Genomic DNA, 24,378 nt, shown 5'->3' with positions numbered 1-24,378 from the left:
TTATGAAAAAACCGATTATCGGTATAACAGGAAACCAAAGGGATATTCCTAACGATCAATTTATTCATATCAGTTATACTTCAACTGGCTTTATCGAGGGAGTCAATAAAGTTGGGGGAATCCCAATTATCTTACCAATTGGTGATGAAGCCTTAGCTCACACCTATATTACTATGATCGATAAACTGATCCTTACCGGTGGACAAAATGTCCATCCTCATTTCTACGGCGAGGAACAGACTATCGAAAGTGATGATTATCTGCTTCAAAGGGATCTATTTGAACTAGCTCTCATCCGAGAAGCACGGAATCAAAACAAGCCTATTTTTGGTGTCTGTCGCGGTACTCAGCTTTACAATGTTGCTATGGGTGGCACACTTCACCAAGACATCGAGAATCACTGGCAAGATAGCACTGCTCAATACACTACACAGACTATGGTCACTAAAAACGGCTCCATCCTCCATGAATTATACGGACCTACTTGCCAAATCAACTCATTCCATCATCAAAGTATCAAGGATCTAGCGAAAAATCTAGAAGTCATAGCCTACGATCCTCGGGATAAGGTCATTGAGGCTGTTACCTCAACTGATGGAAGTCCATTTCTTGGTGTGCAGTGGCATCCAGAATTTCTATTTCCCACAAGAACGGGGGATTTAGCCTTGTTTGATTATGTGGTTAACAAACTTTAGATCAAATCCGTTTTTTCACGATAGCTATAATAATTATTTTTTGAAACAATTAAATGATCTAAAAGAACCAACCCCATTAGTTCACAAGCTTCCTTCATGTGTTTGGTGACCTCGTCGTCATTCTTACTTGGTAAAGTCACTCCAGAAGGATGATTGTGTACAAGTATAATAGATGTCGCCAAGTGTTTGAGAGCATAATGCAAAATCTCGCGCGGTTCAGCAATACTTCTAGTTACCGTTCCTACAAAGATTGTCTGCTGATGGATAATCTGGTTCTGACTGTTGAGATAAATAGCGACTAAACATTCCTGCTTTTTATCTCCTAATTCTACCTGCATTTTGCGAGCCAGTTTTTGACTTCCAAAAATTTGCTCCCTCTCCAGCACTTCAGCCTTATTGATACGGCATCCGAGCTCAATAATGGCCTGCAACTCAACAGCCTTCACAGGGCCAATTCCTGAAATTGTCTGCAATTCTTGCAAAGTCAGATATTTTAAATCATTCAAACTAGAAATCGATGATAAAATCCTTTGAGAAACTTGAAAGACAGTTTCTTTTTTGCTGCCTGTTCGCAAAAATATAGATAGCAATTCCTGATTACTGAGTTTATCCGCTCCTTCTCTTATCAGCCGTTCACGCGGCATCATGCTTATATCATCCTGCAATGAAATACGATACATATCAACCTCCTTACCTATTAATTCGAGATTAAATAAAAAAGATTAAATTCTTATACAGCATTTCAAACATTAGATATCATAGGAGTCATTTACAAATTTCATCAATCAAAAAACGAAGTAACAAAAGTTACTTCGTTTTACAATATTTCTTATTATAGCTGCATTTGATTATAAGATCGACTGAAAGCATCTAAAATATCTTTTGGTGCCTTGTCATAGTCAATCGTACTTTCAAGCGTTCCTTTAACAATAGTTCGACTGGTTGCTGCCGCATCCTCACATGTGACTAAAGTGATTTCAGCAACACCCTCTGTGTCATTGATGACATCCACGCGCTCTGGTGCGACACTTTCTATACTAGAAATCGTATAGGTATAGATTTTTTCCTTATCCGTGATATAGATTTTCATCCCTATTTTGGCACGATCTAGCGGTGAAAAGAGCATGTCACTGGCTCCAGTAATTCCAAAGACGTGGTGACTGGCTAAGGCGTAATTCCCTTGTCCCATTTGTTGATCTTCTTTCATAGTTCCAGCACCATAGTAGAGGCCAACATTATCCAAACCTTTGAAAATTGGCAAATTCATCGAAACTTCAGGAATCGAAATACCACCGATAACTGGTAGTTTTTGAGCCTGCCACTGAGCATTAATCACCGCCTCTGTAGAAAGAGATTGGACATCGCTAAACTCGAAACTTGACTCGACTGCCTTATTTTGCTTGATTTCTTCCTTAGAGACCTTGCTAACCTGGTATTGATTTGTGTGCCAAACCATGATCATATTACGAATTGAGGAGTTAAAAATCAGAGCTAGAGCAACTAGAAATAAAAGGAAAACCGAACAGTTAATGATGAAATTTCTGAGCTTGAATTTCTTCTTAGATTTCTTCACATTCATCCTCCTCTTATTCTACTTCTTCCTCATCGTCTTTTTCATCAGGCGCAACCGTTGTAAAGGTGACAATCTGTGCATTTTGGTCCAGACGCATGACCTTAACTCCCATGGTCGAGCGGCCTGTCTGAGAAATATTGGCCACACTGGTCCGAATGATAACACCTGTATTGGTGATAATCATCAAATCTTCCTCGCCAGTAACGGTCATCAAACCTGCCAGAGGTCCGTTCTTATCAGTGATATTGGCTGTTTTAATCCCTTTACCACCACGGCCCTTGGTTGGATATTCACTGGCAAGAGTTCGCTTACCATAGCCTTTTTCAGTGATAACAAGCACTTCATCGCCCTCAGTAATCACACCTGCTCCAACGACCTGGTCACCATCTCTCAGATTAACACCACGAACACCAGTCGCTATACGGCTCATGCTTCGGACAGCTGTCTCATTGAAGCGGACAGAATAACCAAACTTAGTACCAATGATAACGTCTGCAGCACCGTCCGTCAGAAAGACATTGATAAGCTCGTCTTCATCTTTCAAATTCAGGGCCTTGAGACCGTTCTGACGGATATTAGCAAATTCTGTCACGCTGGTTCGTTTAACCACACCTAGACGGGTCGTAAAGAAGAGATAGGAATTATCGCTACTGTCTTGCTGGACATTAATAATGGTCTGAATGGTCTCTCCTTCATCCAGTTTCAAGAGATTGACCACTGGCAAGCCCTTAGCTGTACGGCCATACTCAGGGATTTCATATCCTTTGAGACGATAAACTCGGCCTTTGTTAGTAAAGAAGAGCAGTCTATCGTGGGTACTTGTTGAAACCAGCTCTTTGACGAAGTCATCATCTTTGACACCAGTTCCTTGAACACCGCGTCCACCACGTTTCTGAGCAGTGAATTCTGCCTGATTTAGACGTTTGATATAGCCTTTATTAGATAAGGTAATCAAAACATCCGCTTCCTCAATCAAATCTTCATCTTCAAGAGAAAGAACTTCTCCCACCATCAGCTCAGTTCGGCGGTCATCAGCAAATTTACGTTTGACCTCATCTAGCTCTTCCTTGATAATTGCGACAACTCGCTCTGGCTTGGCCAAGATATCAGCCAAGTCCGCAATCAAGGCAATCAGTTCGTCATACTCTGACTGAATCTTATCACGTTCCAAACCAGTCAGACGACGCAGACGCATATCAAGGATAGCCTGACTCTGGCGCTCAGACAGTTCAAACTTAGCCATCAATTCAGCTTGTGCTTCTGCGTCCGTCTCGCTATTACGGATAATGCGAATCACTTCATCGATGTGATCAAGAGCAATCAGCAAACCGGCCAAGATGTGAGCTCGCGCTTCCGCCTTTTCTTTATCGAAGGCAGTCCGTCGAGTCACCACTTCTTTTTGGTGTTCAATGTAGGCCAACAAAATCTCACGCAGAGACAGAATCTTCGGCACTCCATTTTGAATGGCCAGCATATTGAAGCTGAAATTGGTCTGCATCTGAGTCAACTTGAAAAGGTTATTTAGAATGACATGAGCAGAAGCATCACGACGAACCTCAATGACAAAACGAACTCCTTCACGGTTGGATTCGTCGCGAACAGCTGTGATACCGTCAATGCGTTTTTCCTGTACCAGACGGACAATATGCTCATGAACCTTAGTCTTATTCACCATGTAAGGAAACTCGGTTACGACAATTCGCTCACGGCCATTTTTCATCTCTTCGATTTCAGTGCGAGAACGAAGGACAATTGATCCTTTACCTGTTTCATAAGCCCGGTGAATCCCAGACTTACCCATAACCAGTGCACCTGTAGGAAAATCTGGACCAGGCAGGACTTCCATAATATCCCGAGTCGTTGCTTCCGGATTGTCCATGACCAGCTTAACCGCATCAATAGACTCACCGAGATTATGAGGTGGGATATTGGTCGCCATCCCAACCGCAATCCCTGTCGCTCCATTTACGAGTAAGTTAGGGAAGCGAGCAGGAAGAACCATCGGCTCTCTCTCGCTGGCATCATAGTTGTCAATATAGTCAACAGTGTTTTTATTAATATCACGAAGCATCTCCAGAGCAATCTTGCTCATACGTGCTTCTGTGTAACGCTGGGCTGCGGCCCCGTCTCCGTCCATCGAACCGAAGTTTCCATGGCCGTCTACCAGCATGTAGCGATAGCTCCACCATTGAGCCATCCGCACCATCGCTTCATAAATAGAGGAGTCACCATGCGGGTGATACTTACCCATGACATCCCCTGTGATACGAGCTGATTTCTTGTGAGGCTTATCAGGCGTAACGCCTAGCTCATTCATGCCATAAAGAATCCGGCGATGAACCGGCTTAAGACCATCGCGAACATCTGGAAGAGCCCGAGCCACGATAACACTCATTGCATAATCGATGAAACTGGTCTTCATTTCGCTGGTCAAATTGACATCTACTAAGTTTCTATCTTGCATTAAAAAATGCCTCATTTCAATATTAAATCACTATCTCATTATACCACATTTTAGCTATATTTTCAGTATTTAAAACCGAATATAAAAACGTTTACATAGCCTTTTGGGGGTCAAAATACCACGGTGAGCCGTGACAAACTGTATCAAAAGTGGTAGAATGTAATTGTATGGGGAAAACCCCAAAAATAATAAGGAGATGTTTAGAAATGACTGCTACTAAACAACATAAAAAAGTCATCCTTGTCGGTGACGGTGCCGTAGGTTCATCTTATGCTTTCGCGCTTGTTAACCAAGGAATTGCACAAGAGCTTGGAATTATTGAAATTCCACAATTACACGAAAAAGCTGTAGGTGATGCGCTTGACCTTAGCCACGCCCTTGCCTTCACTTCACCTAAAAAGATCTACGCAGCTCAATACTCTGACTGTGCAGACGCTGACCTTGTTGTTATCACTGCGGGTGCGCCTCAAAAACCAGGTGAAACTCGTCTTGACCTCGTTGGTAAAAACCTTGCCATCAACAAATCAATCGTAACACAAGTTGTTGAATCAGGTTTCGATGGTATCTTCCTTGTTGCTGCTAACCCAGTTGACGTTTTGACTTACTCAACTTGGAAATTCTCAGGTTTCCCTAAAGAACGCGTTATCGGTTCAGGTACTTCACTTGACTCAGCTCGTTTCCGTCAAGCACTTGCTGAAAAATTGGATGTTGATGCTCGTTCAGTCCACGCCTACATCATGGGTGAGCACGGTGATTCAGAATTCGCTGTTTGGTCACATGCAAACATCGCAGGTGTAAACCTTGAAGAATTCCTTAAAGATACTCAAAATGTTCAAGAGTCTGAATTGATCGAATTGTTCGAAGGCGTTCGTGATGCTGCTTACACAATCATCAACAAGAAAGGTGCTACATACTACGGTATTGCTGTAGCTCTTGCTCGCATCACAAAAGCTATCCTTGACGATGAAAATGCTGTACTTCCACTTTCAGTCTTCCAAGAAGGCCAATACGGTGTGAAAGATGTCTTCATTGGTCAACCAGCAGTTGTCGGTGCTCACGGTATCGTTCGTCCAGTAAATATCCCATTGAACGATGCAGAAACTCAAAAGATGCAAGCATCTGCTAAAGAATTGCAAGCAATTATTGATGAAGCATGGAAGAATCCAGAATTCCAAGAAGCATCTAAAAACTAATCAAAAAAACATCTCCTGATAAAAGGGGATGTTTTTTGTTTTATGTGGATCTGTCAGCAAAAATATCAAGCAAATAAGGAACAATCAGCTCTCCCTCTAAGTCCTCCAAAGAAGAAAGCCAAATAAAGTCTGTATGCTCTTCTGGATCCAATAGGATATCGCGCTGCTCTATAATCTTAGCCTCATAAACCAAGCGTGTAAAAACAGTATTTTTACTTGTGTCAAACTGACTATCTTCATGAATGATCTTATCAATTCGAATCTTTTGATTAACCTCTTCCATAGCCTCGCGTAGAGCTGCTTCTCTGGGGAGTTCGTTCTCTTCTACGCTTCCGCCAGGAATATCCCAATAAGATGGATAAACATTAGGAAGCCCACGCTTTATTTTTGAGCGTTTGATCAGCAAATACTTTCCGTCTTTCTCAATCAAGGTATGAGCGATTAACTTCACTGCCATAGCAGTCTCCTCTCTCTTAGACAACAAAAAAGGACTCTCACGAGTCCAAGCTTTAGTCATCCACCCTGAGAGAATCGAACTCCCATCTCAAGAACCGGAATCTTACGTGATATCCATTACACTAAGGGTGGTAACTTATTTATTATAACTAATTTTTCACAAAAAACAAGCCTAAATAGCTCCTTTTACGAAATTTCTAAACTGGATCAAATCAAAAAGATTAACTTTCAAAGAAAGTTAATCTTTTAATCTCTTATTTCTTTTCAATATGATCTGCTAGTTCTTCTTGGGCTTTTTTGTTAGATTCCAACGTTTTTTCTTGCCATTTCTTCTTAGCTTCTTCATATTCTTTGGTCGTTACAATTTCACTTCTGAGTTTTGTGTATTTAAAGTTGAAGCCAGATCCCTTGATTCCAACGAGTGAATAGGCACGACTGAAAGGTTTGGACTTACTTACAGAAGGACTACCACCTCCTGAAATGGTCGGCATGATAATTCCGCTGTCAAGCAACCAAGCTTGCGCATCCGCATATTTTTCATAGCGAACTTTCACATCTGTTGTTTCAGCATTTGCTTCTTCCAACATCTTAGTATAAGTGTCCAAGCCCAACTCTTTCATCTTGTCCATATCTTGGCCTGGCTCAAAACCAAAGTTTTGCAAGCTAGCGCCATTATTTACATTTAGAGTATCTAAGTAGGTAGATGGGTCTTGATAGTCAGCTGACCAGCCCCCTGTATAGAAGTCATAGTCCTTTTGAGCTGCAGTATTTGCAAAATAGGTGATGTTGTTCAAATCATCCACACTAATCTTCTGCAGGTCAATCACTACATTTTCTGCACCCAAGGTTGATTCGATAGATTGTTTCACTGAGCTTGCCCATTGGATGCCCACCTTGTCAGCTTGGTCCACAGGAAGGTCTAAATGGATTGGGAATTGAACTCCCTTAGACTCTAAAGCTTCCTTAGCCTTAGCAAATCTTGCCTTGGCTTTTTCTGGATTATAATAAGCATCTTGAGCATCTGTCAGGTCGATATTCGCCCATTCTGTACCATAATTCACTAATTTAGAAGCAACAACTTGGCCAAAAGTTTGATCGCCAATTTGAACAAATGTTGGAGGAACAAGCGTATTTCTCAACAGCTTAGTAGCTCCATCTTTACCATTACTTTGCGCACCATAAGAAGTCCGATCAAGGGAAAAATTGACGGCCTGACGGAAGTCCTTATTTAAAACAGCTTCTTTTGTTGCATTCTTTTGATCATCACTTGTTTTGGAAGTGTGATTGTATGATTGACGGTTGAAGTTGAAATTAAAGTAATATGAGGTCGCATCCTGTGGGCTATAAAGGATATTGTCCGCATATTTCTTCTTAACTGCCGCAAATCCTGAAGTATTCGGATAGAGACGGGCACCACTATAAGCACCATCACTGAAGTTGCGAATTAAAGATTCTTGGTCTGATCCATCATAGTAGGTTAATTTAACATGTTCTAGACTGACCTTGTCCTTATCGTAATAATTTGGATTCTTAACAAATTCCATAGACGATTTAGAAGTCAAAGATTTCAAAAGGAAAGGACCGTTGTAAAGAATACTTGATGGATCAACAGAACCAAAATCTTTTCCTTTAGACTTCAAAAATTCTTCATTGACAGGGAACAAGATATTATTCGTCGTTTTAGAGTTCCAATAAGGCTCTGGGCGTGTCAGCGTGTATTGAACCGTATAATCATCTACTGCCTTCACTCCGACTTTTGAAAAGTCTTTTTCATCACCTTTGACATAGGCATCTAAGCCACTAATCGAGTCCTGAATTAAGTAAAGGGCTTCAGACTTCTGGTCAGCCACATATTTAAGTCCAGTCACAAAGTCTTGAGCTTTCACACTTGCGACTTCTTCTCCATCAACATTGAACCACTTAGCATCCTTACGAAGCTTATATGTGTAAGTCAGGCCGTCTTGAGAAACTGTCCATGATTCTGCAAGAGAAGGAACTAGATTTCCATATTCATCATTTTCCAAAAGACCATCTACAAGGTTTGTAATAACGTCTGATGTAGTTGCACGGTTAGTGGTCAGGTAGTTCAAACTATCTGGATCGCTGGCATAAACATAAGAATATGTGGTTGTGCTGGATGAAGATTTGCCACAAGCTGACAAGAATACTCCTGCACTGAGTACCACCCCAGTAGCTAAAAGCATTTTTGATACTTTCATAAATACACCTCCAAAAATTGAGAGAAGTCTCAGAATAAGAGAATCTGTAATAAAGATAAGCCCTTATTTTATTTAGTATTCTCTTAGTTCAATTTCTATGTTATATTTTATAACATAAGCTATTATACCAGAATTTTGATAAAAAGTAAATAGAGGAATCAGAGAGTGATTATGGAAAATTTCTGAAAACTACCTCCAACCAATCCAATTGACAAATATACAGATTAAGCATATAATAAACTCAATGTAAACAAACGAGGAAATCACCGTGAATTCTAATTATATTACCCGCCTCAAGCGCTCTGAAGGTCAGTTAAGAGGCATTCAAAAAATGATTGAAGAGGACAGGGAATGTTCAGATATTCTCACACAGTTATTAGCCGTTCGCTCCAGTGTTGACCGTGTTATTGAGATGGTTATTACTGAGAATTTAACGGATTGCCTAGAAAATCCAGCTGATGATCCGAAAAAACAAAGGGAAAGAATAGAGAAAGCTATTCATTTTCTGGTAAATCGAAAATAAGAAGAACAGGAAAAAAGAGGCTGGGACAAAAGTCCTAGCCTCTAAATTGTCTTTGGATTGTCGAGCAAGACGCAGTGGTTGAGTGGGCTCTACTAGGCTGATTTCATCAGCTTTTACAGCCCTACTCAACTGTGCGGAGGTGGGACGACGAAATCGAATTCTAACGAATTACCGATTTTTGTCCCACTCTCTTTTATCTTTTATTCCGTCTCTCCAGACCAAGCGTTCATACCACCTGATACGTTGGTCACATCGAAGCCCTTCATGGCAAGAAATTCGCAAGCAGTTGCTGAGCGTGCTCCTCCTTGGCAAATGACATAGTATTTGTAGTCAGGATTCAGCTTTTTATAGCCAGTTTCCAACTCACTGAGTGGAAGATTTTCAGCATTTGGGATATGACCCGCTTGAAATTCATGTCTTTCGCGCACATCTACGATGGCCAATTTTTCAGATTGATACTGCTTTTCTAAGTCAGCTGCTGATATAGTTTTCATTTTTCTACTCCTTCTGGTTTTACCATTTTATACAAAGCATAAGCTCCGTCTAGATTTTTCACTGCAAATCCTGCTTGTTTTAAGATTCGCTCGGCAATATAGCTGCGCAGACCGCTGTGGCAGCTCACGATATATTCTTCTTCCTTATCCAGCTCAGCCAAGCGTTCTCTGAGTTCATTCAGAGGAATATGGACTGTCTTGTCCGCCTTTAGGCGTCCTTGCTTAAATTCATTGAGCGTCCGAACATCTAAAAAGACTTTCCCGCTTGCCAACTCGTCTTCCAGCTGGTGCCATTGGATATTTTCACTCAAGCCTTCCGCTAGATTCATAGCTGCATAGCCCAGCATATTGACTGGATCTTTTGCTGAGCCAAAAGGTGGTGCATAGGTGAACTCCAGCTCTGGCAAATCAAAAATCGTGAGATTGCCTTTGATAGCTGTCGCCAAAATATCAATCCGCTTATCAACGCCTTTTTTGCCCACACCTTGAGCACCATAGATTTTTCCAGTTTTTGGCTCAAAGAGCAATTTCAAGGTCAAGTCAGTCGCACCTGGATAGTAGCCTGCATGATCCTTACCACTGACATGAATCGCTTGATAAGGCAGCTGATTTTGCTGAAGGAAACGCTCGTTCAGGCCTGTGGAAGCGGCTGTCATATCAAAGATACGCACAATGGCCGTACCAATACTTCCCTTATTCTTCCGCTCCAAGCCAGCAATAACATCTGCTACCTGACGACCTTGTCGATTAGCAGGCGAAGCTAGGGCAATCAGGGCATCTTCACCAGTAATTTCCTGCTTGACAAGGATAGCATCGCCGACTGCAAAAATATCTTTCTGGCTCGTTTCATAATGCTCGTCGACCAAGATGCCCCCACGAAGACCTGTCTCAATGCCTGCTGCCTTAGCCAAGCTATTTTCAGGCTGGACTCCGACAGAGAGAATGGTCACATCTGAAGCCAATTTTTGACCATTTTCCAAGACAATCGCTTTACCATTTTCTTCGAAGCGAGTAGCTGACTGGGAAGTGATGACTTTCACTCCCTTATCAACTAATTCCGCTTGGACAAAAGCTGCCATTTCCTCATCAAGTGGTGGCAAGACATGCGGTGCCTTTTCTACGATTGTCACATTCAAGCCACGTTTGCGCAGATTTTCAGCCGTTTCCAGGCCGATAAATCCAGCACCGATGACCACAGCCTCTTGAGGCTCTTCATCCAAGGCTAACATGATCTGATCCAAGTCTGGGACATTGCGCAAAGTGAATACATTAGTTGCTTCTGAAAGTCCTTCAATCTCAGGAATAAAAGGCTTCGCTCCCGGTGAAAGAATCAGCTTGTCATACTGCTCTGTGAACTCTGAACCGTCATGAGCCACCGTTACTGTATGATCTTCAGGCGAAATCTTCACCACCTCATGAAAAGGTCGCACATCCAAGTTAAAGCGTGCCTTGAGACTTTCAGGCGTTTGAACCAAGAGAGCGTCTCGCTCAGCAATTTCACCAGAAACATGATACGGCAGGCCGCAGTTCGCAAAAGATACAAAAGGACCTTTTTCAAAAATTACAATTTCAGCATCTTCCATCAGCCGTCTTAAACGTGTTGCCGCAGACATACCTCCTGCAACTCCACCAATGATAATAATTTTCATTGTTTAACCCTTTCTACTTAAATGGTTTTCCCTGTCCAAGCGCTCATACCACCGCGGACATTGACAACATCATAGCCTTTTTTCTTCAGCTTTTTCGCTGCCATCTTACTCCTCATTCCTGAATGACAAATAACGTAAATCGTCTCCTTATTAGCTGGAGCAAACTGACCAATTTGGCTCAAAGGAACATTCTGCGCCTCTTTGATATGCCCTCTACGAAATTCGGATGGCGTCCGTACATCAATTAGTTGGATATTGGACTTCAATCGCTTCTCCAGCTCATCCGTTGAAATACTATCTATCTTTGTAAAAAAATCAAACATATTTTTTCTCCTTTATACCCCTATAGGGTATATTAAAACACTAAGAAGAGAAAATGTCAAGGAAACGATTTCAAAACTAAATAAATCAGCAGATATTGCCGATTTATTTTTTAGAATTCAAAATTGGGATTTTTCTTTTATCTGCTTCTTTTTCGGACTTCGTCTTGATTACCCAGTCTTCGATAGCCTTAATTTCAGCATAAGCACTACTATTTTTGAAGACTTCATACCATGCAGCGTCTTTACAAATCGTACTATAGTCAATAGAGAAAATAATCCAGTCTAGCTTATACTTTTCCATAAGTTCCATTGCTTCACTTGTTAGTTTTAGATTTTTAATTTTAAAGCGCAGTTGAAAATACTCTGAATCCGTTAAATTATCATGATATATGGGAAATGTAAAAATTGTCTCCATGTCTTTAATTTTGGGAAATTTTACAGGCAAAGGCAGATTTTTATCTTGATCTTCAAAATAATCTATTTCAGCAAAAAATTCCATTAAATAACATAAAAAATAAGAATCCAAATCATAGAAAATAATGTCTCCCTCACCTTTAGTAGATAAGCTCACTCTGTATAAAATCGTATCAAATTCAAAAAAATCTCTTCCTTTATTTCTACGTTTTAATTCTTCTAAAACAGGCAGAAAGATATTGTATTTTAACTTTTTCTTATTAAATTCTTTATCCAATTCAGTATAATATTCTATAGTAGTTTCAATCAAACGACGATTCATATCTTCAGCAAGAAAATTATCTTTAAAAAATTGTTCTTGAACTTCATTATCCAAATCATATAAATAGTTGGCAGCGTAAAATTCTTGGAAAATATTATGGACAAAATAGTAAGATCGTCCCTCTTTATGTATGATACATAAACGGGTTATCAAATCAGCAAGCAAATCTTCAGCTCTTGTTGAAGACGAATCTTCATGATTTAATACCCTATCTAGCAAAGAAAGAATTTCACTTTCTGTAAACTCTAATTTCTCTCCATTATTTTCAAAGTAAGTGAGAAAACAAAGATAAGAAATCACTCGCAACATAGTAGACTCAGATAAGTCGGTTTTAAATTGTCTTTTCATAGCAACTAATTTTGAATGATCATGTTCTTTATAGAGCAGTCGATAAGAATTTTTGATAAAAGTAGCTTTCTCAGTCGGAAAATTTGCATTTCTTTGAAACATTTGTAACATCAAGAAAAGCAATATAGGATTTTCTGCAAATGATTGATATTCATCATATAACTGATCTTCCAAACTCTTGATAAACCCTTCAAACACCTCTTCTCTTGGCTCTGATTCAGGCAATGTACTGATGCGCTTTATTAATGCTATTGCTTCGTATTTACTTAAGCCATTCGTTTGATAGGGATGAAATAAAGAGGCATTATTTATATGATTAAAAAGTAATTTCCGGCTAGTCACAAGGATTGGATTATTAGAATATTTAGTGGTTAATTCTTCTATCTCTGTCGCCGCTTGTTCCATATTGTTTGAAGCTATTTCATCAAAAGCATCCAAAAGAAAATAAAACGCCCTTTTTTTGCCATATATTCGAAATACTTAAACTCTAAATCAAACCCTAATACTTTAGCTTCTTCATATATAAAATTTAAAAATTCCCTTCTTTTCTTCGAATCAAAATTATATTTCCTCAATTCAATATAAATGGGAATTCTTTGATTATTATTACTCGTAGCTTTTTCAATCTCCTTAAGAAAAAAGTACTTCAGCATGGTTGATTTACCAATGCCACCATATCCATAAATCCAAGCATTATCCGATTCTTGTAAAATATTATCTAAATCAGCAGTATAACATCTCACATGACTTATTTCTGATTTTAAATAAGTGGGCTGGAAAATAGAAAGCAAATCGATATTATTTGTACCGCTTAACACAAACGGAATATTCTTCACTCTCTTAAATGAACCCTCAAAATAGGAAGTAAAACTTTTATTAAATCCAGTTTCAAATTTTTCCCAATTATCTACACCAAAGTCCACCAATTCATCTTTTAATTGAATCAACGTATTATTTAACAAAGCTGAAATAGCTAAACCCAGAAATCCCATATTGCCCTCCTTAGAATATCCTTATAACAACTCTATTATACAAAAAAAACATTGCATGTAGCAACAATTTCTTTTAAAATGATTTCACAAAAGGAAACGATTTCATTTTTTCCCAAAATAAAAATCCCAATCTTGAGACAGGGATTTTTATCAATAATGAATTATTTCGCAATTGGGTAAACTGATACTTGTTTCTTATCGCGACCTTTACGTTCAAAGCGTACTACGCCTTCAACTTTCGCGAACAATGTATCGTCTCCACCGCGGCCAACGTTAACACCTGGGTAGATGTGAGTACCGCGTTGACGGTAAAGGATTGATCCTCCAGTTACAGTTTGTCCGTCAGCTGCTTTAGCTCCAAGACGTTTTGCTTGTGAATCACGTCCGTTTGACGTTGAACCTCCACCTTTTTTGTGGGCGAAAAGTTGCAAGCTTGCAAGATTCATTTTTAACATAGTGTTTTTCCTCCGTGTTAGTTTTCTGTGATAACTCTGGTTTGGACGAACTCAGAAGAGTTCTCCGATAAGTTTGCCATTCCCAAGAAAAATGATTCAAAGAAAAGCTGAGTCATTTCTCTCTGATGCGGCGGAATATCCATAGGGATTTCTACTCGTAAATATCCGCCTTCTTCTTCGTTTAATTCTAGGATTGGTTCGTAGCCTGCAAATTTTTCAATTGAATTGATGAAATTTATGGCAAGCGTAGAAACCGATGCACACACGACATCAAAGCCGTATTCGCCACTTCCGGCGTGTCCAGTAATTTCCGCACTCCTCAGCTCGCCATCTTCGGCTTTCTCAAAGACTGCCTGTATCATGTGTTCTCCTGTAAATTAAGCGTTGATTGCGTTGATGACAACTTTAGTGTAAGGTTGACGGTGACCTTGTTTGCGGTGGCTACCTTTTTTAGGTTTGTACTTGAAAGTAACGACTTTCTTTTGTTTTCCTTGTTTTTCAACAGTTCCAACTACAGTAGCTCCAGAAACAAGTGGAGTTCCGACAACAGTTTTATCACCACCAACAAGAACAACTTCGTTAAAAGTCACTTCTTGACCAGCTTCAACATCCAATTTTTCCACGTAGATAGCTTGACCAACTTCAACTTTAACTTGTTTTCCGCCAGTTTTAATGATTGCGTATGTGCTCATTATGCACCTCCTATGATTTTTTGGGGTTTCCCCGTATTTTTGTGAAGACTCGCCTAGCATCGTGGGACGAACCACTTTATACTCACTATGTGAGCAACGATGTTCGAGCGGTTGCACAGGCCGTGCATAGTCAACATTCTTAGTATAGCACTTCTACTAACCTTTTGCAAGTAATTTCATTTAATGAAAACGGATTTTCCACTAAATATACTCATTCTGTACTTCCATTTATTTAAAATATACAATCTGCCCTTCTTGATTGACATACACCTCAATAGCTTTCGGAGGCTTCAAATGTTTTTTTGCTGATCTGGCAAGACTTTTATTACTATCTGAAACATTGACCTCTCGCTCTTTTCCATCAACGTTAATAGTAAAGGTAATACGAGAATAGGTAGACTTACTTCCTCCAGTCTCGGTATCAACACCAGTCACTAAAGCCGTTTTTAGCTCGGTTATCTGATTAGTAAAATAATGATAGCGCCAAATACCATTGGTCATTCGATAGCCTTCATAAGCAGGAAAGATAATAAATATAAGAAGAGCGGCAATTATTGTAACAAAGATAGCTCTGCCCTTACTTTTTTGACTTTGACGTATAGTATTCCATTTATTTCTCATGGCCTTCTTGACAGAGCCAGCTTCCTTAATATCTTTATGATATCCCCAAAATAAGAGAGCATACAAGCTTAGGAAAATATGGAAATGAACTAAGAGACCAATAAAATAAGTCCAACTGGGAATTCCAAACAGCAAAGCATTATCTTGTCCATCTTTCCAAGACAATGCTCGCATGAGCCCACTCAAGAAATAATCCCACTCGTTCATAAATATCCCCTTTTATCTTCAGCATCAATGGAAATAGCTTCCAGATTCTTTTAGCAAAAAGATACTCCGTAAACTCTTATAACAAGTCCTCAATCAGCTCGTCAACTTCATCAGTCTCTGCTTGTGGTCTGATTTCTGTAATCATGATGCCTGCAACAGCGCGTTCTACCAAGCCTTCAACATCTAGACGAGCTTCGTACTGCTCAGCATTCTTGATTTTTGGATTAGTTTTAGGCCGGTCAGGCGCAAAAATAGTACAGCAGTCTTCAAATGGCTGGATAGAGATTTGGAAAGTATCGATTTTTTCTGCAATCTCAATGATTTCCAGCTTGTCCATAGTCACGACAGGACGGATAACCGGTGTATTGGTCACGGCATTAATAGCCTGCATACTCTCGATAGTTTGACTGGCCACCTGACCTAGACTTTCTCCATTGATAATGACTTGACCGCCCCGCTCCTCCCGAATCCGGTCTGTAATGCGCATCATAAAGCGACGGGTCAGTGTCATCAGATATGCTTCTGGAGCCTTGGACTTGATTTCCTCCTGAATCTCTGTAAAAGGCACTTCGATGAACTGGATATTGCCGCCAAATTTAGTCAGTTTTCTTGTCAAATCTTGAGCTTTTTTCAACGCACCTGGGCTAGTATAAGGCGGACTAGCAAAGTGAACCGCCTCGATGTCTACACCACGCTTGAGAGCCAGATAACCAGCCACAGGTGAGTCAATCCCACCAGACAGCATGAGCATGCCCTTGCCTGAAGTTCCGACTGGCAGTCCCCCAGCACCACGAATCGTCTCATAAGAGATATAGGCCGCTTCTTCACGAATTTCGACCCGCAGCTCAATATCCGGCGCTTTCATTTTGACCTGAACATTTGGAATGGCCTTAAAAACAGCATCCCCAAGCGTCTGATTAATCTCGCGGCTATCCAGTTCAAAACTGTGGTCACTGCGCTTGCTGGTAATCTTAAAGGTCATGCCCTCTTGATAGACTTCCTTCATGATGTCTTGGACAGCTTCGATCAGGGCTGGCACAGATTTTTCAATTTTGTAAGACGGCGAGAAATTCTGAATCCCAAAAATCTGCTTGAGCGATTCAGCCACTGGCTGATAGTCTGTTCCATGCAGATAGACATGGGTTCGGTCACGGTCAGCCTTGACATGGACCTGCGGATAGACTGACAAAACAGCCTGAATATTACGTTTGAGTTTATTGATAAAGCGCATGCGGTTCTTGCCCTTGGTAGACAGCTCACCATAGCGCACCATAATTTCTGAATATTGCATTGTTTACCTTACTTTTCTGGTTTTTTCGTAAATAATTTTAAAAGTTGTCAAAAACTGCTCCATCTGGCTCATATCATTATCAAGATCCAAACTGATACGGACAGCCGTTTGAGCGAGAGACTTTTCGACTCCCATAGCGATTAGCGTTCCCGCTGGCTTACCGGCCTTGGAAGAGCAAGCGCTGGTCGTCGAGATGTAGATCTCGTAGTCTTCAAATGCGTGGACGACGACTTCACCCCGCACTCCCTTGATACCAAAGGTCAGGATATGGGGAGCAAAATCTTCCAAGCCTGAGAAGACCACCACATCTGGATACTTCCGCAGCTCTTCAAGGATAATCGCCTTCATCTTTGCTGTTCGTTTGGCAAATGCTTCTTGCTTTTCCATGGACAAACGCAGAGCCTTGGCTGTCGCTGCAATACCAGCTAAATTTTCTGTTGTGGAGCGCTTATCCGACTCCTGGCCGCCACCAGTCAAGAGGGGACTGATTTTCTTGCCAGACTTGATATAGACAAATCCTACGCCCCGAAGGCCGTGAAATTTATGACTGGAGAATGTTGCAAAATCCACGCGATCCGTCAGATAAGCAGCTGTCGGAATCTTCGTAACAGCCTGCACAGCGTCCACGTGAAAGGAAATAGTCGGCTTGTCTGCTAAAAGTTCTGATATTTTCTGGATAGGCTGAATGCTGCCGATTTCATTATTGACAGCCATGACCGAAACCAGAGTGGTGTCTGGTCGAATCAGCTCCGCTAGCTTGTCTACCTCAACAAAACCTGCCTTATCTACTGGCGCAAAATCCACTTCAAATCCTTGACTCTGAAGCCAGAGGGCTGATTCTTTAACCGCGGGATGCTCAATGTTGGAAACGATGATGTGTTTGCCAAAGGGAACTTTTTCAAAAGCAACTCCTTTAAGCACCCAGTTGTCCCCTTCTGTTCCTCCAGACGTAAAAAAAATCTCCGACGAAGACTTGCCTAAAAGCTCTGCTATTTGCCGACGAGAGGCCTCTAAGAGACGGGTCGCCTGACTGCCCAAACTATGCAGGCTAGAAGGATTACCCCAGATCTTAGAAGCCACTTCTGTATAGGTAACCAGCGCCTCTGGGTAAGGCTTGGTTGTCGCTGAATTATCTAAATAAATCATCTTTTTCCTCTGTATTTATCAGTAAAAATCAATACTCCTATTGTAACACGAAACGAGCCTAGGAACAAGAAAAGGGCGTAGCTCCTATCTGATAAATTTAGGAACCAGCCCTGAAGACGATTACTTCGCCTCGCCAATCATATCTAATTTTTTTAAATAATCTTCAATCAAGAAGGCTGTCTCTTCAATTGATTTATCCGTAATATTGATGACCTCCGTTTGATATTTTCTAAAGACTTCTTTGGAATAGTCTAATTCCTGATAAATCTTCTCCAAATCTGTGTAACTGGTCGAGTGGGACAGTCCCAGCGAATTGAGGCGGTTGCTACGAATTTTGACTAATTTTTCTGGCTCACAGACCAGACCGATGATCCTACGCTTGTCCACCTTGTCTAAAACTTGAGGAAGCGGAACTTCTGGAATCAAAGGTAAATTGGAAACTTTGTAGCCCTTATTGGCCAAAAAAATGCTGAGAGGAGTTTTTGAAGTCCGTGAAACTCCCAGTAGAACTAGATCCGACTCCAAAAATCCCTGCGGAGATTTTCCATCATCATTCTTTACTGCAAACTCAATCGCTGATATTTTATTAAAATATTCCGTATCCAAACGGTGCAAGGTTCCTGGTATCTCAATCGGGCTAATCCCAGTCTTTTCTCCTATGATTTCAAAGAAAGGGTGCATGAGATCAATATAGGCCAGCTTGTGGTTTTGGCTAAATTCTCTAGCTAGTCTAGCTAATTCTCCATTTACCAAGGTACTGATGACCAAGGCATCATCTTTTAAAGCATCTTGCAAAATTTCCAGCAATTCTTGCTCCTTGTCTATAAAAGGAAAACGGTAGCTATTATTAAATGTCAAATCTGGATACTGCGCACTTACAGCAGACAAGAGTCGCTGCGAGGTTCCTCCTAAAGAATCTGAAATGCTATATACAATAATTTCTTTCTTCATTGTCACTACTCCTGTCTCTTTACTTCCGCTTGGCGCGCTTCCTGAATGATATAGTCCAGCAGAGCTGTCTTAGTCACCGTCCCTAAAATCTTGCGCTCATTATCTTTCTCTACCACAGGCAGTGAATCAATGGCAAAATCCTGCAAAAGAGCGGCCACCTCTAGTATATTCATATCCTTATGGCAGGTTCTAAGATGAGGCATCCGCGTCATACAAACTGCAATAGGCGTTGTTCCGATACTACTGGATAAAGCCGCCCGTAGCAAATCCTTGCGCGAGACAATTCCTAAGAGTAGCTTCTTTTCATCAATGACATAAAGAACATCCGCGTCATACATAAAGAGCCTTATCACCGCATCCTGGATGAAAGTGTCTTGAGGCACCAAAACTGGAGAAACCATAATATCTTCCGCTTTCTTTCGAAAAGTGTCAAAGAAAAATAAGGTCTCTAAATCATTTCCTGAATAAGTATAGCCAACCTTTGGCGTCGCTTTTAAAATGCCAACCAGCGTCAAAAAGGACAGGTCTGAGCGTAAAGTTGCTCTAGAAATCTCCATCAATTCCGAAATCTTTTCCCCGCTGACGGGCTGCTCTTTCTTGACAATGTCAACAATCTGCTTTTGGCGTGCTGATAATTCCAATGCAATATGTCTCCTTTTTAGAGATAGAATACTCTATTTTTCATCTTTTTCTGTCATATTATATCATATTTTTATCTTATATCAATAAAATATAACTATTTTTTCCATTGACAAATATATATGATGTATATTAGAATGTAAACAAGGTATATATGGCACATTTTTGTTAATTTGGAGGTAAGATATGACGAAATGGATTTATTCCTTTGAGGAAGGACGAGCCGAGCAAAATGCTCTTTTGGGTGGCAAAGGTGCTAATTTAGCTGAAATGACCCATTTAGGATTGCCAGTTCCGCCGGGATTCACCATTACGACGGAAGCCTGCATTCAGTTTTTAAATAAGCCTTCCTTTTTTGAAGAACAATTAAGAGAGAATGTTTTGCAGGCTATTTCGGAACTGGAGCAAAAAACCAGCCAATACTTCTCAGGAAACGAAGAGGAGCAACTGCTAGTTTCTGTTCGCAGTGGTGCCAAGTTTTCTATGCCTGGCATGATGGATACGATTTTAAACTTAGGATTAAATGACCTGCGAACCCAAACCTTGGCTTCCAAAACCAATATGGCTTTTGCCTATAATTGCTATCGCAGGCTGCTCCAGATGTATGCAGATGTCGTTTTCCAAATTCCAAAAGAGGACTTCGATCACTTGCTATCCTATTTTGAGAAGAATGCTGGTAAGACTGCCAACAACTTTAGTTTGGAAGAGCACCAAGCTCTCATCGATCAGTACAAGCAGCTGTATCGCGAGCATTATCAGACTTTTCCTCAAAATCCTAAGGAACAACTCTTCGCTGCTATCAAAGCCGTTTTCCGCTCTTGGAATAACCCACGCGCCCAAGTCTATCGCAAGCTCAATCAGATTCCAGAAGATTTGGGAACCGCCGTTAATATTCAAGTCATGGTCTTTGGCAACTTTGATCAAGAAAGTGGAACTGGAGTCGTCTTCACTCGAAATCCAGCAACTGGTCAAAAAGGCCTCTTTGGCGAATTTCTTTTAAATGCCCAAGGAGAGGATGTCGTTGCTGGTATCCGCACGCCCGAGCCCATTCAACATCTGCAAGAAAAGATGCCAGAAGCCTATGCTGCTTTTCAAGAATATGCCCACACCCTTGAAGATCACTATAAAGATATGCAGGATATCGAATTTACAATCGAAAAGGGCAAGCTCTATATCCTGCAAACCCGTAATGGTAAGCGAACGGTCAAGGCTGCTTTGAAAATCGCTCTGCAATTAGTAGAAGAAGGCAAGATAGACAAGTGCGAGGCCATTCGCCGGATTAGCCCGGCTCATATCAATCAGCTGATTCACCCAGTTTTTGATGAAAATGAGCTCCAGCAAGCGACAATTTTAGCGCAGGGATTGCCAGCCAGTCCCGGTGCTGCAACAGGAAAAATTGTCTTTACTGCCAAGCGAGCCAAAGAACTACATGAAGCTGGCGAAAAAGTTGTGCTAGTCCGGCAAGAAACTTCTCCCGAAGACATAGAAGGAATGATTGTCAGCCAAGCAATCGTCACCAGCCAAGGTGGGATGACCTCACACGCAGCAGTTGTCGCCCGAGGGATGGGAACCTGCTGTGTCGCAGGATGTGGAGAGTTGCTGGTCCAAGAAGATAGTAAGACCATCCAGTGCGGAGATATCTTGCTCAATGAAGGAGATATTCTATCCGTAGATGGTCGGACTGGTTTTCTCTATCTGGGGCAAATCCCGACTGTCTCTGTAGAAAATGATCAGGATCTGCAGCTCTTGCTGACTTGGGCTGATGAAGTAGCTAAACTTACAGTCCGCGCCAATGCTGAAACTACTCAAGATTTGCAAACCGCTATTAGCTTCGGAGCGCAAGGCATTGGACTAGCAAGAACCGAGCATATGTTTTTCGGTGAGGAAAGAATCCTGCAAATGAGGAAATTAATTCTGGCCGAAAATGAAATAGAAAGACGGGAAGCACTTGCCCATCTCCTTGATTACCAAGCAGAAGACTTTTATCAGATGTTCCAGACAGTTAGCGAAAAGCCTATGATTGTCCGCCTACTGGATCCTCCAATGCATGAATTTCTCCCTAAAGACCAACTTGAAATTGCCCTGCTGGCTGAAAAACTCAATAAAAAAGCTAGTCAACTAGAAAGAAAAATCACGCAATTGCAAGAATCAAATCCTATGCTTGGCCATCGCGGCTGTCGCTTGGGAATCACCTTGCCAGATATCTATAAGATGCAAATAGAGGCTATCTTTAGCAGCGCCATTCGACTGCAGCAAGAAGGACATCCAGTCCGTCCTGAAATTATGATTCCGTTGATTGCTACAAAATCAGAGCTTGTCTATCTCAAAGAGCTGCTCATCAAGCATATCGAATGGATTTTCAAAAAGCATCAATGCTCTCCATTCCCATATGACATTGGTACCATGATCGAACTGCCGAGAGCCTGCTTCATTGCTGATCAGCTGGCTCAGGAAGCGGACTTCTTCAGCTTTGGAACCAATGACTTGACCCAGATGACTTTTGGCTTTTCAAGGGATGATATCGGAAAATTCTTCAATGATTATAAAGAGAAAAAGTTGCTAACGCAGGATCCCTTCCAAAGCCTTGATCAAGAAGGTGTCGGTCAATTGATGAAATTGGCGATTGAAAAAGCTCGCCAAGTAGATCCAAACCTGTCTATCGGAGTTTGTGGCGAAGTTGGCGGTGATCCGGCTTCCATTCCTTTCTTACAAGAAATCGGTGTCACTTATGTCTCCTGCTCCCCTTATCGAGTCCCAGCAGCTCGGCTAGCCGTGGCCCAAGCTGCCCTTGACTCTGAAAGTACAGCAAAATAGCTCTACCATTTTGATAAAACCAACAGCTCTAAGAGGCTTATCTCTCCGCCTTTTAGAGCTGTTGTTATTTATCTTTTGTGTACGTTTTCATTTAAAAATTTCAGATTTTTGGAAGACTTTTCTAAATAAAAGACGTATAATAAATTAAGAACGAAAAGGAGCGACTTTTACATGGAAAACTATTCCCGCAAAGAAAAAAATAACAGCAATTCTAATCGAAAACCAGCTAGTCAGCATATTAAAACTGGCTTTTCTGCCCTACAAAAGACTATTGCTACAATTGCCAGTCTTCTATCAATCGTCATTGCTTGCTTTACCATCATGAACCTTATGAACAACAATGACTCAAAATCAAAAACTGATACAGGCAACTCGACTACGACTACTACCATCATCAAAGAGGTAGAAAAAGAGTCTACATCTGTTAGCTCGACTCCAACAGAAACTTCTGCTGCTACTGAGACCGAAACATCCTCAAGCTCTTCAAGCGCAGAAACGAATACGAGCCATACAACTACTTCCACTGACAGCAGTTCGACAAGCCAAGACCAGCATACAACAACAGAGTCCAGCACTCAAGCATCCAACTAGGAACATTTGGAAGAGTGCCCCTTATCTAATCTGTCCAAGAAAGCCTGAATGTCACTCAGGCTTTTTTCTATTTCTCTTCTTCTCTTGCTCTTTGAGAAGAATGATAATTTTCCTAACGCTTTTGTGTCAAGAAAAATACTGCAAGGCAAGAAGCCCTACAGCATTTTTAAAAATTAAAGTTCCAAAATTTGATAATCATAGCCCAGATGAGTCAAGAACTTAAAAATATCTTGGGTTGCGACAAAAATCGTCTTTTCATTGGTATTGGGATGGAAAGTCATGATATCCTCTGATACAATGTCCTTATCAAAATAGACCTGAATGTCTCGCTCTGGATTATTCAGAAGCCCAAAAGGTGATACCGTTCCTGGTGGCAGCTGCATTTTTTCATAGAGAGAATCCGCTGAAGCCATGCGGATGCGGTTGGCTGAGACCAAATCTTTAAACAAGTCCATATCTAGACTCTTTTGGTCATCCATAATCAGCAGATAATATTGAGTTTTCTTTTTATTGGTCAAAAACATGGACTTAGTCCGAACTCCTTCCATGCCTTCAATATAGCGATCTGCCTGCTCTGTCGTAAATGCAGGTGGGTGCTCCACCACATCAAAGGTAATCCCCAACTCTTGCAACTTATTAGCCACTTGTTGATAAGCATCCATAGTTTTTCTCCTTTATTGATGAATAATCTTTTGTACCAACGCTTGCAATTCTGGCACTACTTCTGCCTCAAACCAAGGATTTTTCGCCATCCAGATTTGATTGCGGGGCGATGGGTGTACCAAGGGAAAAAAGTCTGGCAGGTAGTCTTGATAATGCTGAACCGTCTCGGTCAGTTTGACATTTCCTTTTTGATGCAGATAGTATTTCTGTGCATACTGACCAATCAAGATAGTCAACTCAATATCTGGTAGGAGCTCTAAAATCGGCTGATGCCATTTCTCAACAAAGCCCTTGCGAGGCGGTAAATCTCCAGACTTACCATGCCCGGGGAAATAAAAATCCATGGGCAGAACCGCAAAATATCCAGACTGATAGAAAGTTTCTTCATCAACACCCAACCATTCTCTCAAGCGGTCACCACTCTTGTCCTTCCAGTAAAGCCCCGCTTGCTGGGTTTTCAGACCCGGCGCTTGACCGACAATGTTAATCCGAGCATTCTTAGGCGCTGCAAAAAGTGGGGTAAGCCCCTGTTCCGTGAAAGCTTTATTCTGTGGGTCAGCTATAATGGACTTGGTAATATCTTCTATTGTCTGCATCATATTTCCTTCCTTGCAAAGAAACTCATCTGGCAGAGCCAAATGAG

At 41.1% G+C, this 24,378-nt stretch carries 25 protein-coding genes, 1 tRNA gene and 1 other annotated feature; of the genes, 5 read left to right on the top strand and 21 right to left on the bottom strand.

Going from position 1 to position 24,378, the window contains the following annotated elements; translation table 11 throughout:
- Positions 1-2: 2 nt before the first annotated feature.
- The gene (locus tag HMPREF9960_RS00215) at positions 3-695 is read left to right on the top strand and encodes a gamma-glutamyl-gamma-aminobutyrate hydrolase family protein (protein ID WP_005590388.1); all 693 of its coding nucleotides are present in this window, start codon (positions 3-5) and stop codon (positions 693-695) included.
- On the opposite strand, the gene radC is transcribed toward HMPREF9960_RS00215, so the two are convergent.
- From radC to gyrA, 3 genes are all read right to left on the bottom strand, one after another.
- Positions 692-1,375, bottom strand: a complete 684-nt coding sequence (gene radC, locus HMPREF9960_RS00210; RefSeq protein WP_005590389.1) for a RadC family protein — start codon at positions 1,373-1,375, stop codon at positions 692-694. The genes HMPREF9960_RS00215 and radC overlap by 4 nt on opposite strands.
- Positions 1,376-1,527: 152 nt before the next feature.
- A complete protein-coding gene (locus tag HMPREF9960_RS00205) occupies positions 1,528-2,274 on the bottom strand; it encodes a class A sortase (RefSeq protein WP_005590390.1) in 747 nt (248 codons plus the stop codon).
- Between the two features lie 7 nt (positions 2,275-2,281).
- Positions 2,282-4,732 (bottom strand): DNA gyrase subunit A, encoded by a 2,451-nt coding sequence (gene gyrA / locus HMPREF9960_RS00200; protein ID WP_005590391.1) that lies wholly within the window; start codon positions 4,730-4,732, stop codon positions 2,282-2,284.
- 206 nt (positions 4,733-4,938) lie between these two features.
- On the opposite strand from gyrA, the gene HMPREF9960_RS00195 reads away from it, so the two are divergent.
- Complete coding sequence (locus tag HMPREF9960_RS00195) at positions 4,939-5,925, top strand: L-lactate dehydrogenase (protein WP_005591942.1); 987 nt, start codon at positions 4,939-4,941, stop codon at positions 5,923-5,925.
- 40 nt (positions 5,926-5,965) lie between these two features.
- On the opposite strand, the gene HMPREF9960_RS00190 is transcribed toward HMPREF9960_RS00195, so the two are convergent.
- The 3 genes from HMPREF9960_RS00190 to HMPREF9960_RS00180 form a co-directional block, all read right to left on the bottom strand.
- The gene (locus HMPREF9960_RS00190; protein ID WP_005590394.1) at positions 5,966-6,382 is read right to left on the bottom strand and encodes an NUDIX hydrolase; all 417 of its coding nucleotides are present in this window, start codon (positions 6,380-6,382) and stop codon (positions 5,966-5,968) included.
- A 59-nt stretch (positions 6,383-6,441) separates the two neighbouring features.
- Positions 6,442-6,513 (bottom strand) — tRNA-Arg (locus HMPREF9960_RS00185).
- 122 nt (positions 6,514-6,635) lie between these two features.
- Complete coding sequence (locus HMPREF9960_RS00180; protein WP_005590395.1) at positions 6,636-8,600, bottom strand: peptide ABC transporter substrate-binding protein; 1,965 nt, start codon at positions 8,598-8,600, stop codon at positions 6,636-6,638.
- A gap of 268 nt (positions 8,601-8,868) precedes the next feature.
- Here HMPREF9960_RS00180 and HMPREF9960_RS00175 point away from each other — a divergent pair, with 268 nt between their 5' ends.
- Complete coding sequence (locus tag HMPREF9960_RS00175; protein WP_005590397.1) at positions 8,869-9,123, top strand: metal-sensitive transcriptional regulator; 255 nt, start codon at positions 8,869-8,871, stop codon at positions 9,121-9,123.
- Between the two features lie 200 nt (positions 9,124-9,323).
- On the opposite strand, the gene HMPREF9960_RS00170 is transcribed toward HMPREF9960_RS00175, so the two are convergent.
- From HMPREF9960_RS00170 to HMPREF9960_RS00110, 13 genes are all read right to left on the bottom strand, one after another.
- On the bottom strand, positions 9,324-9,617 hold the full coding sequence (locus tag HMPREF9960_RS00170) for a rhodanese-like domain-containing protein (RefSeq protein WP_005590398.1): 294 nt from the start codon (positions 9,615-9,617) through the stop codon (positions 9,324-9,326).
- Positions 9,614-11,266, bottom strand: a complete 1,653-nt coding sequence (locus HMPREF9960_RS00165; RefSeq protein ID WP_005590400.1) for an FAD-dependent oxidoreductase — start codon at positions 11,264-11,266, stop codon at positions 9,614-9,616. The genes HMPREF9960_RS00170 and HMPREF9960_RS00165 overlap by 4 nt, the downstream gene beginning before the upstream one ends.
- A 17-nt stretch (positions 11,267-11,283) precedes the next feature.
- Positions 11,284-11,589, bottom strand: a complete 306-nt coding sequence (locus HMPREF9960_RS00160; protein WP_005590402.1) for a rhodanese-like domain-containing protein — start codon at positions 11,587-11,589, stop codon at positions 11,284-11,286.
- Positions 11,590-11,692: 103 nt separating this feature from the next.
- Positions 11,693-13,111 (bottom strand): NACHT domain-containing protein, encoded by a 1,419-nt coding sequence (locus HMPREF9960_RS00155; protein ID WP_141561238.1) that lies wholly within the window; start codon positions 13,109-13,111, stop codon positions 11,693-11,695.
- Positions 13,090-13,665, bottom strand: coding sequence for a hypothetical protein (locus tag HMPREF9960_RS00150; protein ID WP_005591956.1), 576 nt, complete (start codon positions 13,663-13,665; stop codon positions 13,090-13,092). Before HMPREF9960_RS00150 ends, HMPREF9960_RS00155 begins: the two co-directional genes overlap by 22 nt.
- 161 nt (positions 13,666-13,826) lie before the next feature.
- Positions 13,827-14,120, bottom strand: a complete 294-nt coding sequence (gene rpmA, locus HMPREF9960_RS00145; RefSeq protein ID WP_005590406.1) for a 50S ribosomal protein L27 — start codon at positions 14,118-14,120, stop codon at positions 13,827-13,829.
- Positions 14,121-14,137: 17 nt separating this feature from the next.
- The gene (locus tag HMPREF9960_RS00140) at positions 14,138-14,482 is read right to left on the bottom strand and encodes a ribosomal-processing cysteine protease Prp (RefSeq protein WP_005590407.1); all 345 of its coding nucleotides are present in this window, start codon (positions 14,480-14,482) and stop codon (positions 14,138-14,140) included.
- A 15-nt stretch (positions 14,483-14,497) separates the two neighbouring features.
- Positions 14,498-14,812 (bottom strand): 50S ribosomal protein L21, encoded by a 315-nt coding sequence (gene rplU / locus HMPREF9960_RS00135; RefSeq protein WP_005591928.1) that lies wholly within the window; start codon positions 14,810-14,812, stop codon positions 14,498-14,500.
- A 35-nt stretch (positions 14,813-14,847) separates the two neighbouring features.
- Positions 14,848-14,935: a sequence feature (ribosomal protein L21 leader region), on the bottom strand.
- A 105-nt stretch (positions 14,936-15,040) separates the two neighbouring features.
- Positions 15,041-15,640, bottom strand: coding sequence for a hypothetical protein (locus HMPREF9960_RS00130; protein WP_005590410.1), 600 nt, complete (start codon positions 15,638-15,640; stop codon positions 15,041-15,043).
- A 76-nt stretch (positions 15,641-15,716) separates the two neighbouring features.
- Complete coding sequence (thiI, locus tag HMPREF9960_RS00125; RefSeq protein WP_005590412.1) at positions 15,717-16,931, bottom strand: tRNA uracil 4-sulfurtransferase ThiI; 1,215 nt, start codon at positions 16,929-16,931, stop codon at positions 15,717-15,719.
- A 3-nt stretch (positions 16,932-16,934) separates the two neighbouring features.
- Entirely contained in the window at positions 16,935-18,077 is a 1,143-nt protein-coding gene (locus HMPREF9960_RS00120; protein ID WP_005590413.1) for a cysteine desulfurase family protein, read from the bottom strand.
- 120 nt (positions 18,078-18,197) lie between these two features.
- Positions 18,198-19,028, bottom strand: coding sequence for a pyruvate, water dikinase regulatory protein (locus HMPREF9960_RS00115; RefSeq protein ID WP_005590414.1), 831 nt, complete (start codon positions 19,026-19,028; stop codon positions 18,198-18,200).
- 5 nt (positions 19,029-19,033) lie between these two features.
- Positions 19,034-19,669, bottom strand: a complete 636-nt coding sequence (locus HMPREF9960_RS00110; RefSeq protein ID WP_005590415.1) for a CBS domain-containing protein — start codon at positions 19,667-19,669, stop codon at positions 19,034-19,036.
- A 184-nt stretch (positions 19,670-19,853) separates the two neighbouring features.
- On the opposite strand from HMPREF9960_RS00110, the gene ppdK reads away from it, so the two are divergent.
- Entirely contained in the window at positions 19,854-22,481 is a 2,628-nt protein-coding gene (gene ppdK, locus HMPREF9960_RS00105) for a pyruvate, phosphate dikinase (RefSeq protein WP_005590417.1), read from the top strand.
- Positions 22,482-22,652: 171 nt separating this feature from the next.
- Positions 22,653-23,072, top strand: coding sequence for a DUF6556 family protein (locus HMPREF9960_RS00100; protein ID WP_005590419.1), 420 nt, complete (start codon positions 22,653-22,655; stop codon positions 23,070-23,072).
- Positions 23,073-23,245: 173 nt separating this feature from the next.
- On the opposite strand, the gene HMPREF9960_RS00095 is transcribed toward HMPREF9960_RS00100, so the two are convergent.
- Both HMPREF9960_RS00095 and HMPREF9960_RS00090 read right to left on the bottom strand, forming a co-directional pair.
- Positions 23,246-23,734: a prolyl-tRNA synthetase associated domain-containing protein gene (locus HMPREF9960_RS00095; protein WP_005590423.1), complete on the bottom strand. Its 489-nt coding sequence runs from the start codon at positions 23,732-23,734 to the stop codon at positions 23,246-23,248.
- Positions 23,735-23,746: 12 nt separating this feature from the next.
- Positions 23,747-24,331 carry a uracil-DNA glycosylase family protein gene (locus HMPREF9960_RS00090; protein ID WP_037585975.1) on the bottom strand — a complete coding sequence of 195 codons (585 nt, stop codon included), beginning with the start codon at positions 24,329-24,331 and terminating at the stop codon, positions 23,747-23,749.
- Positions 24,332-24,378: the final 47 nt, after the last annotated feature.

The sequence above is a fragment of the Streptococcus cristatus ATCC 51100 genome, from assembly GCF_000222765.1.
Classification (GTDB): Bacteria; Bacillota; Bacilli; order Lactobacillales; family Streptococcaceae; genus Streptococcus; species Streptococcus cristatus.
Note: the sequence above shows the minus strand (reverse complement) of the source record. Positions and strands in the feature narration are given on the sequence as shown.